Origin of the sequence: Paenibacillus sp. FSL H8-0168 (genome assembly GCF_038592955.1) — a bacterium.
In the GTDB taxonomy this organism is placed as follows: Bacteria; Bacillota; Bacilli; order Paenibacillales; family Paenibacillaceae; genus Paenibacillus; species Paenibacillus polymyxa_B.
The window spans coordinates 414021-428204 of sequence record NZ_CP151948.1 but is presented as its reverse complement, the minus strand read 5'-3'; the positions used below and the strand labels follow the sequence as shown (position 1 = coordinate 428204).

Annotated in this window: 11 protein-coding genes; 5 read left to right on the top strand and 6 right to left on the bottom strand. The window is 48.3% G+C overall.

The features are described 5' to 3' along the window. Positions 1 to 41 precede the first annotated feature (41 nt). Both MHI21_RS01910 and MHI21_RS01905 read right to left on the bottom strand, forming a co-directional pair. On the bottom strand, positions 42 to 1532 hold the full coding sequence (locus MHI21_RS01910) for a HAMP domain-containing sensor histidine kinase (RefSeq protein ID WP_342419325.1): 1491 nt from the start codon (positions 1530 to 1532) through the stop codon (positions 42 to 44). Further along, on the bottom strand, positions 1529 to 2215 hold the full coding sequence (locus tag MHI21_RS01905; RefSeq protein WP_342419324.1) for a response regulator transcription factor: 687 nt from the start codon (positions 2213 to 2215) through the stop codon (positions 1529 to 1531). Before MHI21_RS01905 ends, MHI21_RS01910 begins: the two co-directional genes overlap by 4 nt. A 288-nt stretch (positions 2216 to 2503) precedes the next feature. On the opposite strand from MHI21_RS01905, the gene MHI21_RS01900 reads away from it, so the two are divergent. The 5 genes from MHI21_RS01900 (at position 2504) to MHI21_RS01880 (ending at position 8240) form a co-directional block, all read left to right on the top strand. Beyond that, positions 2504 to 4855, top strand: a complete 2352-nt coding sequence (locus MHI21_RS01900; protein WP_342419323.1) for a glycosyltransferase family 39 protein — start codon at positions 2504 to 2506, stop codon at positions 4853 to 4855. A 17-nt stretch (positions 4856 to 4872) separates the two neighbouring features. Next, the gene (locus tag MHI21_RS01895) at positions 4873 to 5964 is read left to right on the top strand and encodes a glycosyltransferase family 2 protein (protein ID WP_165179629.1); all 1092 of its coding nucleotides are present in this window, start codon (positions 4873 to 4875) and stop codon (positions 5962 to 5964) included. Between the two features lie 3 nt (positions 5965 to 5967). Continuing rightward, on the top strand, positions 5968 to 6390 hold the full coding sequence (locus MHI21_RS01890; protein ID WP_342419322.1) for a GtrA family protein: 423 nt from the start codon (positions 5968 to 5970) through the stop codon (positions 6388 to 6390). Beyond that, complete coding sequence (galU, locus tag MHI21_RS01885) at positions 6387 to 7268, top strand: UTP--glucose-1-phosphate uridylyltransferase GalU (RefSeq protein ID WP_165179628.1); 882 nt, start codon at positions 6387 to 6389, stop codon at positions 7266 to 7268. The genes MHI21_RS01890 and galU overlap by 4 nt, the downstream gene beginning before the upstream one ends. Positions 7269 to 7412: 144 nt before the next feature. Then, positions 7413 to 8240: a class I SAM-dependent methyltransferase gene (locus MHI21_RS01880; RefSeq protein ID WP_342419321.1), complete on the top strand. Its 828-nt coding sequence runs from the start codon at positions 7413 to 7415 to the stop codon at positions 8238 to 8240. Positions 8241 to 8406: 166 nt separating this feature from the next. Here the strand turns inward: MHI21_RS01880 and MHI21_RS01875 are convergent, their stop codons facing one another. The 4 genes from MHI21_RS01875 to MHI21_RS01860 all read right to left on the bottom strand — a co-directional run bounded on the left by MHI21_RS01875 (position 8407) and on the right by MHI21_RS01860 (position 14158). Beyond that, positions 8407 to 9153, bottom strand: a complete 747-nt coding sequence (locus MHI21_RS01875) for a glycerophosphodiester phosphodiesterase (RefSeq protein WP_341162490.1) — start codon at positions 9151 to 9153, stop codon at positions 8407 to 8409. 88 nt (positions 9154 to 9241) lie between these two features. Continuing rightward, positions 9242 to 10303 carry a hypothetical protein gene (locus tag MHI21_RS01870; protein ID WP_342419320.1) on the bottom strand — a complete coding sequence of 354 codons (1062 nt, stop codon included), beginning with the start codon at positions 10301 to 10303 and terminating at the stop codon, positions 9242 to 9244. A gap of 24 nt (positions 10304 to 10327) precedes the next feature. Beyond that, complete coding sequence (locus MHI21_RS01865) at positions 10328 to 12223, bottom strand: HSP90 family protein (RefSeq protein ID WP_342419319.1); 1896 nt, start codon at positions 12221 to 12223, stop codon at positions 10328 to 10330. Positions 12224 to 12643: 420 nt separating this feature from the next. Next, complete coding sequence (locus MHI21_RS01860) at positions 12644 to 14158, bottom strand: alpha-N-arabinofuranosidase (protein WP_023986630.1); 1515 nt, start codon at positions 14156 to 14158, stop codon at positions 12644 to 12646. Positions 14159 to 14184: the final 26 nt, after the last annotated feature.

Below are 14184 nucleotides of genomic sequence, written 5' to 3'. Positions count from 1 at the left end.
GTTCGGGGGGCTATTTTTATGTTACGCCATAATCTTAAAAACTATACTGTTCCCGCTAAAGGTAGCGTTACTTTGAATACACTTCCCGTTCCCGGTGTGCTTTCAGCCGTAATGTTCCCACCGTGTGCTTCCACGATAGACTGTGTAATGGCCAGACCAAGGCCCGCCCCGCCTGAGCTACGTGTACGCGATTCATCTCCACGATAAAAACGTTCAAATATCCGCTCCAGCTGTTCTTTACTCATGCCTGGTCCGTTATCACGAATTTGGATATCCACCAACTTCTTACCTGCAGACAGGTTTACCTGGATCACACCTCTTTCCATATCAGTATGCTGAACAGCATTGTGAAACAGGTTGAGCACTACCTGCTTGATTTTATCCCCCTCTGCCAACACCCGTATACCTGCCGTCATATCAAAAACTACCTTACGTGTACCTGCCAGCATAAGGAGCTGCGGTTTCATTTCCAACAGCAACGCATCTAGTGGTATGTCCTCCAGTTTCAACTCCGGTGTTCGGTCCAGCTTAGCCAACAATAGTAAATCAGAGACCAGTTTATTCATCCGCTTGGATTCACCATACATACTTTCTAGTGCCGATTGAAGCTGCTTCGGATTAGATGCTGCTCCACGAAGCAGCACTTCCAAGAAACCGTGAATAGATGTGAGCGGGGTGCGCAGTTCATGGGAAGCATCCGCAATAAATCGTCTCATCTGCATCTGCAATTCCCGTTCGGCAGCAAACGAATGCTCCAACCGTTCCAGCATCCCATTAAATGAAACTGCCAAACGATCCACCTCATACTGCCCCTGCTCTGCGTCAAAGCGCTCGGCCAGATTGCCCGCATCAATACGTTTGACTGCCTCGACCATCCTGGAGAGGGGGACCAACGTGCGGCGCAGCACAGGAAGCATAAGCGCCAACCCAATCGCAAGCGCAATCAGTGACAATAAAATAAAGGTGCGGAGTTGGTTAATCAACTGCTCTTGCATAGAATTCGTGGATACGCCCATTTGAAGTAAACCGGACGAACGGTCAGGTGGACCGAGCGGACGGAATACAACCAGTTGCTCTTTCCCCTGAGCATCCGTGATTAATTGATAGCCGTGACGTATACGTTTGCTCTGCTGCATCGCATGATATTGCTCAGTGGTGAGACGTGGCGGCTTAAGCCCGTTTTCGTTGGACAAGCTCTGGAAGGTGCCATCTATATCTATAGAAGCGAGCGACATATCTGGCCAGAACAAAAACGGCCCCGGTCGATTATTCCTCCGATTGGTTTGTTCTCGGGGAGCGGTTACCTCACTCTGCTCCTGTGAATCCTTAATCAATAAATCGGCAGGAATTGAATTCAGCTGCGTATCCATAGCTTCTGCCCGACTGCGATACAGAAAATCTTTCATCAGAAAATATTGTAGAAAACCAATCAATACGAGCAGCAAAGCCAAAATGAGTAACGTTCTGGCTAAAAGCTGGGACCGGAGAGAACGGAGCGCATATGTTCTCCGCCTTTTCCCTCCCGCCTTCATAGCAGATCCACCCGGTATCCCACACCGCGCAGCGTACGAATGACCCGGTGCTCCTTGTCTTTGAGTTTTTCACGTAAGGAGCGGATGTACACTTCAACAATATTATCCTCGCCCCCAAAATCGTACCCCCATACCCGGTCCAGTATACGACTTTTACTCAGCACAATCCCGTGGTTTAGCACCAGAAACTTCAATAGTTCATATTCGGTAGGCGACAGCTCCAGCACCTGACTCTGATAACGAATTTCCTTCCGTCGATCATCCACTTGAAAGGGTCCGTGAACCACTTCGCCCAGCAGATCGGGGAACTGATTGCGCAAGCGCGCTTCAATGCGAGCCAGCAACTCATTAAAACTGAAGGGCTTCACGACATAATCATCCGCGCCGATTTTCAAACCCTTTACCCGATCGTCTACATCATCCTTGGCGGTCAGCATAATAACCGCGATGTTATCCTCCGTCTCCTTGAGACTTTGGCACACCTCAAAACCGTTCATTTCCGGCATCATCACATCCAGCACCGCTACATGCGGACGAAACTCTCTTGCCAAATCGAGCGCTTCACTCCCGTTCTCGGCGGTTCTGACTTCGTATCCTTCATTAAGCAGTCCAAGCTCTAAAAATTGCAAAATATGAGGCTCATCATCTGCCAGCATAATTTTAACTCCGTGTATTGGATTCATTATTTAATCTTCCCTTTCATGTTGCCGCATTTTTCTCATAAAAAGTCGGTTCATTTTCTACCTGTATCTAATATACCTGAATCCTGTCGCAAAAAAAGCACCTCTGCTCAGCTTTCAGCTAACGTTCAGGGAGCGCTCAGAACCCATTAAGGTACGTATGACATGATAATAGCAAGCCGGTAGTTCACCGGGCCAAGATCAGAAGCGACTGGTCATTCCGCAGTCCTGAAGATAGCGGCTAGAACAACGGAATAAATACAAAGAATTTTCACAGGGAGTGGAATAAACATGATTAAGAAATGGTTTAAGACCAGGGCGGACATCCCCCTGATCATCATTATGCTGATATCCGCATTTTTGAATGGATACAACATCTGGCAAGACAAATATGTAAACACCTACTACACGACGGCCGTAGCAAGCATGCTACAAAGCTTTCACAACTTCTTTTTCGCCTCACTTGATTCTGCCGGATCGGTAACGGTAGACAAACCACCTGTGGTGTTCTGGATTCAGACGCTGAGCGCCTATATATTCGGTCTTCACGGTTGGAGCGTTATCCTGCCACAAGCGCTGGCTCAGGTCGGATCGGTCTTGCTCGTTTACCTGCTTGTCAAACCAAGCTTCGGTACACTGGCTGCACGGTTGGCCGCCTTCGCCATGGCAACGACACCGATAGCCGTAGCGGTTAGCCGCACGAATAACATCGACGCTATGTTGGTCTTCACACTGTTGCTCGCAACATGGCTATTGTTCAGAGGCATTAGAAATAACAAAACCGGGCTGATCCTTGCTGCTTTCGCAGTCGTAGGCATCGCCTTTAACGAAAAAATGCTACAAGCCTATATGATCGTTCCCGCACTGGGTTTGTTCTATCTGCTGGCTTCCAAGTTTAACTGGAAGCGAAAAGCAGTAACACTAGTAGGGTCAGCAGGTGTCCTCCTGATCGTATCGCTCTCCTGGGCAGTCGTAGTGGACTCCACTCCGGCAGATGAACGCCCTTATATGGGAAGTAGCGGTACCAATTCTGTACTGAATTTGGCCTTTGGTTATAACGGCCTGTCCCGTCTGACAGGAGATCAGGGTACAGGTGGCAATCGTGGCGGAGAACGCATGGATCGGAACAATAACGCTACAACGAATAGCGGCAATACGAGCACGGATCAGGCTCAGACGACTACATCATCGGACAGTACTACCACTACGGGTGACTCTAGTGCCAACAACATGGCAGCAGGCGGATTCGGTGCAGGTGGTCAAATGCCACCGGGTGAATTTGGCAGCAACGGGCAAGGTGGTCCTGGAGATGGGCAAGGTGGCCAGGGTGGACCAGGCGGTGGACCGGGAGGAAATTCCGGTGGTGGCATGTTCGGCACTGGCGAAAAAGGACCTTTGCGGTTGTTCCAATCTTCCTTGTCAGGTCAAGCCAGCTGGCTGCTTCCATTCGCATTGATTGCTTCCATCGGTCTGCTTGCAAGCATTCGACGTCGTAATATCACACAAAAGCACAAAGAGGTCATCTTCTGGCTGGCCTGGTTGATTCCCGTAGCTGCATTTTTCAGCGTAGCAGGATTCTTTCATCATTATTACCTGATTATGCTCGCGCCACCAATTGCAGCGCTCTTTGGAGCAGGATTCGTAGAATTGTGGAAGCAGTATCGTGAGCGTTCCAACTGGCTCTCCTGGCTGTTACCCGCCGCAGTATTGACAACCTCGGTATTTAGCTGGTTTGTTTTGCAAAATTACAACGATACCATTGGTAGAGGCTGGTCCATCGCGGTATTGATCCTAGGGATCATCGGCACGGCGCTACTGGTAGTAGCACGAATGAAATCTGAGAAGTTCACAAGATTCGCCATCATTGCAAGTGTACTCGCTATGTTTATCGGCCCTGTGTACTGGGCATTGACACCGATCGTCTACGGGGGGAACAGCATGATTCCACAAGCCGGACCGACTCAATTTGGCGGCGGTGGTGGCGGAATGCCGGGCGGCAATGATCGCACTAGAGGTCAGAGCGCCAATGGACAACAAGCCGAAGGAACTCAAACGAATAACCAGACTAATAATGTAGAGAATTCCAGTCCTGATGGAAATACTTCAAGCACACAAACAAGTACAGACACGGAACAAAAGTCTTCTACCCGCTCCAGAGGAATGGGGGGACCAAACGGTAGCCAAAGTTTAGATCAAAAAACGTTGAGCTATTTGCAAAAAAATAACACAGGTGAAACCTACCTTTTCGCAGCAAGTAATTATTCAACGGCTGCTCCTTACCTGGTCGAGGCCGGACAAAAAGTAATTATTATGAATGGTTTTGTATCTTCCGATCCAGTCTATACCGTCGATAAAATTAAGGCACTGGTCGAAAGCGGCCAAGTGAAGTACTTCATGATTTCTGGTGGAGGCGGCGGACCGGACGGCGGTAACTCTGAAGTCACTGCATGGATCAAAGAACACGGCAAAGTGATCCCTACAGATGAATGGAAAACAACAACAGGCGAAACAAGTACAGACGTTAAAGCAACCGAGAGCGGAAGCGACACCACAAACAGCAATGCAAACGCCCAGGATGGTCAAGGTGGCCCTGGCGGAGACGAACGTAGCGGAAGCGGTACTTTATACGAAATCACATTATAAATGAGGAGGAACTACGAATGAGTGAACCCATCCGTTATTCCATAGTTATTCCGATGTACAATGAGGAAGCCGTTATTACGGAAACCTACCGGAGGCTGAAACAAGTCATGGGCTCAATGGGTGAGCCCTACGAGTTGATCTTCGTAAATGATGGAAGTTCGGACCGCAGCGTACAATTGATCAAGGAATTCAGTCTTAGAGATGACACCATTGTATTGATTGATTTCTCTCGCAATTTTGGTCATCAGCTAGCGATTACCGCCGGGATGGATTATGCGGTGGGAGAGGCGGTCGTCGTCATTGACGCTGACCTCCAGGACCCGCCGGAACTGATTGTTGAGATGGCTAACAAGTGGAAGGAAGGCTATGAAGTGGTCTACGCCAAACGGCTCAAACGCAATGGCGAAACTCGCTTCAAAAAATGGTCTGCCAGCCTCTTCTACCGTGTACTTAAAGCATCAACGGATATTAATATCCCGGTCGACACCGGGGACTTCCGCCTAATGGATCGCAAGGTCATAGAAGAATTGAAACGGCTGCCGGAAAATAACCGATTCGTTCGTGGACTGGTCAGCTGGATCGGGTTCAAACAAACTGCTGTAGAATATGAGCGCGATGAGCGACTCGCAGGCGAAACCAAGTATCCGTTGAAACGAATGATCAAGCTCAGTCTGGACGGGATCACATCCTTCTCGATTAAACCGCTTAAACTGGCAGGGTATATCGGTGCACTTCTATCCATGTCCGGCTTCCTGTATCTGATGTACGTACTGTTTCTCAACTTTTTCACCGACTCCTATGTAATGAAGGGCTGGTCGTCTATGATTAGCATCAGCCTGATCTTCGACGGGGTGATCCTGATCATCCTCGGTATTATGGGTGAATATGTTGGACGGATTTATGACGAAACCAAAGCACGTCCGCTTTACATTGTCCGTGAGCATCTGGGTGGCCAATATGAAAACGGTCCGACACATGCTATGAAAGTCCCTGAACCCCGTGAATCCCTGTACATGCAAGGAGCACGTGATAGCCTGATTTCGGCAGGACGCACAGTGCGCGGCAACAGTGCGGTATATACCGGACCCAAATCCGGTCATGGAGCCTAAACCATGAAAAGTCGCATGGCCCAGCTGCTTCCTATGATCCGATTTGGCATCGTAGGTCTGGTGAATACGGGTGTAGATTATATCATTTTTATGCTGCTGGCTTGGGTCGGAGTGCCGGTCATTGTAGCGCAGATCATTTCGTACAGCTGCGGCACAGCCAACAGTTATATTTTGAACAGCAAATGGACATTCAACAAACAACTATCAAACGACACTAATAAGCGTCAATTACCTAAATTTATCGTCATTAACCTCATCGTATTGGGGATAACCTCCTTATTATTGCAAGTGCTTCACACTGGAACCGAGTTGCCACTTGCTTTAGGCAAGCTGATCGCGACCGCAGCCGGAATGATCATCAATTATATCGGGAGCCGATACTGGGTATTCGGTTCCCCATCCCGAAAGGAAAGTGAGTTTCTATGAGAAAAATTACAAAAGCTGTTATTCCAGCCGCCGGATTAGGAACCCGTTTTCTACCAGCTACGAAAGCTTTACCGAAAGAGATGCTTCCCATCGTTGACAAGCCGGCTATTCAATATATCGTAGAAGAAGCCATCAAGTCCGGAATTGAGAGCATCATTATCGTAACGGGGCGTAATAAAAAAGCCATCGAGGATCATTTTGACAAGTCTGTGGAGTTGGAGCAGGTACTGGAGAGCAAAGGTAAATATGATCTCCTACGTGAAGTTCAAAGCATCGGGGGCAAAGCAGTCATTCACTATATCCGTCAAAAAGAACCCCTCGGCCTGGGACATGCGGTCAGCTGCGCTCGTCAGTTCATTGGCGATGAGCCCTTTGCCGTGTTGCTGGGCGATGATATTATGAATTCCTCCACCCCGGCGATTCGTCAAATGATGGATGTTTACGAAGCGACTGGAAAGCAAGTGGTCGGCGTGCGCACAGTGGAAGAACAGGATGTAAGTAAATACGGCATTATTGACTCCACTCACCAGAACGGTCTCATTCACGAAGTCGGTGGGCTTGTTGAAAAACCTTCTCCGTCAGAGGCCCCCTCGCGGCAGGCAGTCATTGGTCGGTATGTGTTGGAGCCTTCCATTTTCTCTATATTGGAAAACCTGTCCACTGGAGCGGGCGGTGAATACCAATTGACAGATGCCCTTCATCAAGTAGCATTGCAGAACCAACTGCTCGCATTAGAGCTGGAAGGCACACGTTATGATATTGGAGATAAAGCTGGATATCTGGAAGCCGTGCTCCACATGGGTATGCAACGCGAAGATTTGCGTCCGATGCTTGACTCCATGATGCGCGAGTGGGCACTTGCTTCAATGATAAAATAGGGGAATTTCCTCCCTCCGAAATCCGACGGGTGCTGTGAAATTACGAGAGTAGATGGATGAACATGTAAACTTGTACAATATAGGAGTACAGCAGCATTTGAATCTACACGGCCGCCCAGTCGAAACTAAGGAGGAAAAGGACCTATGATCCCTGAGGGAAATCTGCAAAGTAATGTGGATCGTTTCAACGGTTTTGCCGACAACTACGATCAGCACCGCCCGGAAGCACCGTCACTCGTCGTGGAAATCATCAGCCGCTATCTGGAGCGAAATGTAGAGCTAGTTGCCGATATTGGCTGCGGTACAGGACTTTCAACTTTCATATGGGAAAACGCCGCTCGGCAAATCGTCGGTATCGAGCCTAACCCGGATATGAGAGGAAAAGCGCAACGCAAGCTAGAGACAGCAGGAACGACAATGGCAGGAACCATTTCCTTCAAAAGCGGGTCCTCCAACAACCTGCCCTTTGAAGACGGAACTGTAGACGTCATTACCTGCTCTCAATCCTTTCACTGGATGGACCCCGAGAGCACGCTTCAGGAAGCGGGCAGGGTCTTGGCTCAGGGCGGCGTGTTCGCGGCCTTTGACTGTGACTGGCCTCCGGTGCTGCAATGGCAGATAGAGCAAGCTTATACAGAGCTTATCACCAAAGCGGATACCCTTTTGGAACAGGAAGCCCCAGTAGAGCAACAAGCTCATAAATGGAGCACGGATCAGCATTTAGCTAATCTGCACCGCAGCGGACAATTCCGATATACCCGGGAGATTGTCTTCCATAACCGTGAGCAGTGTGACGCAGCTCGCTATACAGGGCTCGCTCTCAGCCAAGGGGGTATTCAAAGTCTCTTCAAACTTGGCAATCGAGCGCTTGACGACGATATAGCCCGCTTCGTGAAGCTGGTAGAGAATCATTTTCAGGGCAGAACACTAGATATCCTGTTCAGCTATCGGATGCGGCTCGGCATCAAGTAGAAAGGAATCAAGGTCATCGTGGATGATACGCTCTTCGGCTTAGGGCAAAAAAGACTCTCCCTCGCCTCGTAAAAACGAGTGCGTACAGGAGAGTCTTTTTTGCTTCAATAAATAGCCACAGTCATATCCTTGCAGACCTTAGTCACAGTTCCGATGTATCTTCGACTTAGAGAGAGCGAACAGCCAATAAGTGCGCCAACCGATCAGGGTAGTCCGTGATGATGCCGTTCACCCCGGCCTCCAGCAGACGCTTCATTTCTTCTGGCTCATTCACCGTCCATGGGTGGTAGACGACGCCTAATGCCAAAGCCTCTGATACAGCCTCTGGTGTAACAACTTGTTTGTAGGCATGAAGTGCTGTAACCCCGAATTGGGTGGCATACTCCGATGGACGAACCATAATTTCGATATACAGCGCCCCCGTCTTGATTTCAGGAGCAAGCTGCGCACAGAGCGCCAGCGATTCGTGATTGAAGCTGGATATGATTACCCGCTGTTCCAACCCAAAACGCTTCACGGCAGCAATGACCTCTTCCTCCATTCCCGGATAGAGATAAATGCTATTTTTCAACTCTAAATTAATAATTGTATTCGAGGACTGGGCTAGTTCCAGTAGCTCATCCAGCATCGGGACCCGCTCACCTCGGAATTTCTCATCAAACCAGCTGCCCGCATCCAGTTTATTTAATTCTTCTAGCGTAATATCCTTTACATCCAGTGAGCAACCTGTCGTACGCTTCAGCGACTCATCGTGAATCAGCACCAGATGCCCATCTTGGGTACGCTGCACATCCGTCTCTATACCTGTTGCTCCCAGTTCCAAGGCGTGGCGGAATGCCGCCATCGTATTCTCGGGACATACACCTGAAGCTCCGCGATGTGCGAAATTAATCACCTTTTCGGTTACAGTCACAACATAACCCCTCCTGTCATTTCACAGGAACATTATACCTGCTCATTGTTTGGGCTGTATAAAGTATTCGTCACAGCTACCACTTCTTCTATGCCGTTTGAACAATTTTCCCGATCCAATCGGAATAAAACGTATTCCCGTTCCGTCGATCAAAATCAGCCGCCGCTGACTCTGCCAGTGGCCTAAAGTACGCAATGATTTCTGTCAAAGTGCGATCCTCTTTACCCCATTCCAAGGAAGCCGGCAACCGGATCAACCGTTTTTCTCCCGAAGTATCCAACTTTTGCAGTAGACTCACCATCGTCGCGTAAAAATACATCTGCTCCAGCCCGCTCTCATAGTCCAGTGCCATATGTAGATGACGCTCTACCACTTCGATTCCTTGAATTGGATCGGCAATCGCCAAATATTCGATATGCTCCGCTATCGTTTTCAGGAAGTCGCGATCATCCCGAATTAGGCGGTAGCCTTTGCGATGATTGTCCTTTGCCTGATCAACCTCGCCTTGACGATAAAGCGGCAACAGCACCTGCGAGAGCGTCACATGCGGTACTTCTGCACATTTCATGCGACCCGACAAAATCGGTTTTGCCACGGCAAGCGCCTGCTCGTCTTCTCCGGTCAAATAATAGAACCGCACCATCTGGCTCTGCTCGCAGGCCTCACAATCACTCATACTGTCCCGCTCGACCAAGCGGAAGGTATCCAGATATCGCCGTGCTTCATCCAGTTCACCCATGTCCATCGCGATGCGGAACTTATAATAGTAATATGGACGCTCATTATACCCATATTCGGCATAACGTCTGCGCATATCCTCCGCCAGATCTTCTATTTGAGTCTTTGATATATTGGAAAAGCTGCACACCTTCCCGAGTATCCATTTATAATTCCACAACAGCTCATCTGCGTCGTATTCCTCTGGATTTTGATCAAATTGGCCCAACTGCCACGAAAAAGCAATCAGCGACTTCAATGGATATCCGTTAAAAATAGCGCAGTCCACAATCTCTCCCCGGATTTCATAAGCAAGTTCCTTCAACCCGGATGTGTCTGCCAAGCGGACAGCTTCTTCCAGAATCGCCAGCTTTGCTGCACCCCCGGGCAGATCCTGCGCCTGTTCCATCAATTCATATATCGTATCTTCCATTTGGCTCCCCCTATAATTACGCAATTACGCATTTTGTCCATTCCCTAATCCCCAATTGATAAAATGCAGTACACTCCGATTCATCAGTCCCAACTCACTGCGGTTCATCGGGTAGTGCCCCATCATAAGCGCATTCACATACATCATTTCTGTAGCTGCCGTGACCATCTGCGTATCGGTAGCTTCAAGAATCCGTGCCACCACCGGGTTGTTCAGATTAAAGTATAAGGTGGAATAGCCCGAATTTTGCTGGACTCCTGCTTTCAGACTATCAAGCACATTGGAAAAAAGTGAGGTTGTCTCCTCAACCGTGTTTTCCATGGAGCGCAAGGTCAGTGCATCCTGAGAAATGGTATACAACACTGGCAAACTCGCAGGCTCAAAACGCTTCAACTCAGCGCGGCAACGCATCGGCTGCAAAGCTGCATCCATGACACGTAGCACACCGTAATAACTCTCGCGTTCTTCCTTCGTTAGCCCGGTAAATGAAAGAGATACTTCCTCAGGGCTAAGACGCTCTGTTTGCAGGTTAGGGTCAATCCAATGCAGCCTTTCCAAAATGTCTGAATCATAAATATAGCCGCCATTGATCACCAACATGGATTGCGCCGCCGCCACATGCGTAATCTGACGATACTCATCTACTGTCGATGTGTAATGCAGTGGACGTCCGTCCGCCTCTTGGATCAGTTCTTTCAGCTCACGCCGCCCAAATGTACTTTCGAAGGAAAACCAACGGTACATTATCCGCAAAAATTCATCATCCTCCACGGCGAGCGCCTTCATGGACAGCTCATGCAAACGAATCCAGTGCTGCAAGCGGTCTGGCTCATACTGCGCCATTCGTAGCAGTTCTTCCCGAATACAGCTTCCCAGTTCAGAACGAACATCGTCAAGCTGCTCATTTTCATAAAAATACTCACGTGATGCCGTTGGTTGCAATTCATCTGTCCAAATCAGACTTTTAATGAAGAATGCCCATTCCGGCAAAACATTTTCCGCCTTGTCGGACACCAGCATATGCTTCAGGTACACCCGATGCAGCCGCTTGCTGTTCAGATTAACACTGCGAGGCAAAATGAATGCAATCCCGCCTGTTCTGCCCGATGCCGTCCGCAACGGTATAAAATCACTGAAGCGCTCGCCCATCAGGCGATAGCCTAAATCCAGTACCTCACTACGGCGACTCCGTAATTGCTCTGGGTCCTGCATCCAGCTCGTCGACGGAAGATTGACGCGCTTGGTCTCCCCATCTACAGACAGCATGACCGGATACGGCAGCAACGCCCCATAATAGAATAGAGACTCCTCTACATGCACTGGCTCATAATAAAACTCACTTCCCGGCTTGCAGCGCAAATAAATTTGCGTCCCTACAGGCAGCTCGGTTTCCAATCGACGAATCGTATACGTCCCATCCGGCTTCCCTCTCCATTCCATGGAGATGCCTTCCTTCACCGAGCGGGTCAGCACTACAATTTCATCGCTCACCATAAAGCAGGATAGCAACCCAATCCCAAAGCGTCCGATAAACGAAGTCTCAGAAGCCAGCAAATCGGCTCCCTTCTTGGAAGACTGACCGATGATCGACAAAAAACGGTGAATGTCTTCTTCTGACAATCCAATGCCGTTATCCTGAATCATCAATACCTGATGCTCCCCGGAACCAGATAACTCCACGATGACTTTACCTTCATAGTCGTTACTCTCAGAAGCTGTATCTTCAAGGGCCTTGTCTTCTTGTAATACATTACTTTCAGCAGCAACCTTCCGCAGCTCCTTGCGAGCCGTGATCGCATCTGTTGCATTTTGCAGAACCTCACGTATAAACACTCGCGGACTGCTATATAAATGATTGGCCAAAATATCAATCATACCGCCCAAGTTCACTTGAAAACGATATTCGTCTGTTTGACTCATACAGATCATTCCTTTCTCGAAATACTACAACCACCATTTGGATTTAAATAGACTGTCTTTTAAAGTATAACGTGGATTTAAGTCGGATTGCACACCCTGCATTTCAGATATCAATACGTTGACAACTATATATTAGGGTCTTTTTTCACCTGGGAAGTCTGGCACTGGGTCTAATTAACTTCATAAAAATGTACGGAGTACGAGCACTTAGTGAATAAAGGTCATCTTTGTCTAGTTAAATTTAGTAATAAATATAATATTTATTTAAAATCCACCTTTCTCTTAGAAACCTATATCTATGGAGGGACAAATGGCTCATTTTACGCAAAAAGCTCGCATTGCCGCTCTTGTAATACTCTTACAAGAGAGAATGCGAGCTTATTTAGATACAGTCGAAGCTGTACCTTTTACAGAAGAGAATTAATGAGACTTAGCGAGACGGATAACGTTCCACGATGCTTTGCCCAAATGAGCTTTTACAATTCCGTCTTCAAGCTTGGCGTTGCCGCCGTTGTGAGGCGTAACTTTTTCACCAGCTGGACTGTTGGTCGCTTTAAGATCATCATGCTCCAATACAGTATGCTCGACAATGCGGTAGCCTTCAAAACTGCGTACATCTACTGTCAGCTCCAGCGATTCAGACAAATGACGGTTCACTGCAAAGACAGTCAGTGCGTCTCCCTCTTCATCATAAACTACAGCGCTGTCCAGATAAGGAATGTCTGTGAAGTCCTTGGAATCGTATTTTTCCGAATCCACGACAGGCATCAGCGATATCCCACGACCATAACGGGAAGCATGCAAATATGGATAGAAAATTGTTTGCTTCCACGCCTTTCCGTTATTCTCGGTCATGATCGGCGCAATAACGTTAACCAGTTGGGCGAGGCAAGCCATTTTCACACGATCCGCGTGGCGCAGGAACGTAATCAACATACTGCCTACCAGCAATGCATCCTCAAAGTTATAGATATCCTCAAGCTGCGGCGGTGCCACAGACCACGGATCAATTTTTTTGTCTGCATCATTGGAGTGGTACCATACGTTCCATTCGTCAAAGCTGAGCATCATTTTCTTCTTGCTGCGTTTCTTTGCTTTGATATAGTCACAAGTCGAAATGACCGTATGAATAAAATGATCCATATCCATAGAGCGTGCCAGGTAATTAGCCGTATCATTGTCATGATTGCCGTAGTATTGGTGCAAGGAAATATAGTCCGCTACCTCATAGGTATGATCCAGCGTGGTTGCTTCCCATTCCGGGAACGTCGGCATTGTGGAACTGGAGCTGCCACAGGATACAAGCTCAATGTCAGGATCAATCAGCTTCATGGCTTTTGCAGATTCAACAGCCAGACGGCCATATTCTTCTGCTGTCTTGTGACCAATCTGCCATGGGCCATCCATCTCGTTACCAAGACACCAGGTTTTAATCTTATGTGGTTGCTCTACACCGTGACTACGACGTAGATCACTCCAGTAAGAGCCGCCTGTGTGGTTGCAATATTCCACCAGATTACGGGCAGCATCAATTCCGCGCGTACCCAGATTAACCGCCATCATGACTTCGGAACCTACATCCTTGGCCCACTTGAAAAATTCATTCGTACCCACTTCATTCGGCTCGACCGTTCTCCACGCCAGCTCCAACTGTCTAGGTCTGGACGCAACAGGGCCGACACCGTCCTCCCAATTGTAACCGGATACAAAATTGCCTCCCGGATAGCGTATAATAGGAACATCAAGCTGTTTTACCAACTCTTTAACATCATTTCGGAAACCGCTTTCATCACTAGTTGAATGAGTAGGCTCGTAAATGCCACCATATACGGCACGCCCGAGATGCTCTACAAAAGAGCCATAAATGCGTTTATCGACTTCAGCAATACGAAAAGATTTGTCTACAATCATCTTTGCTTTTACAGCTGCTGCCACCTAAACCATCCTCTCTGAATGCGAAA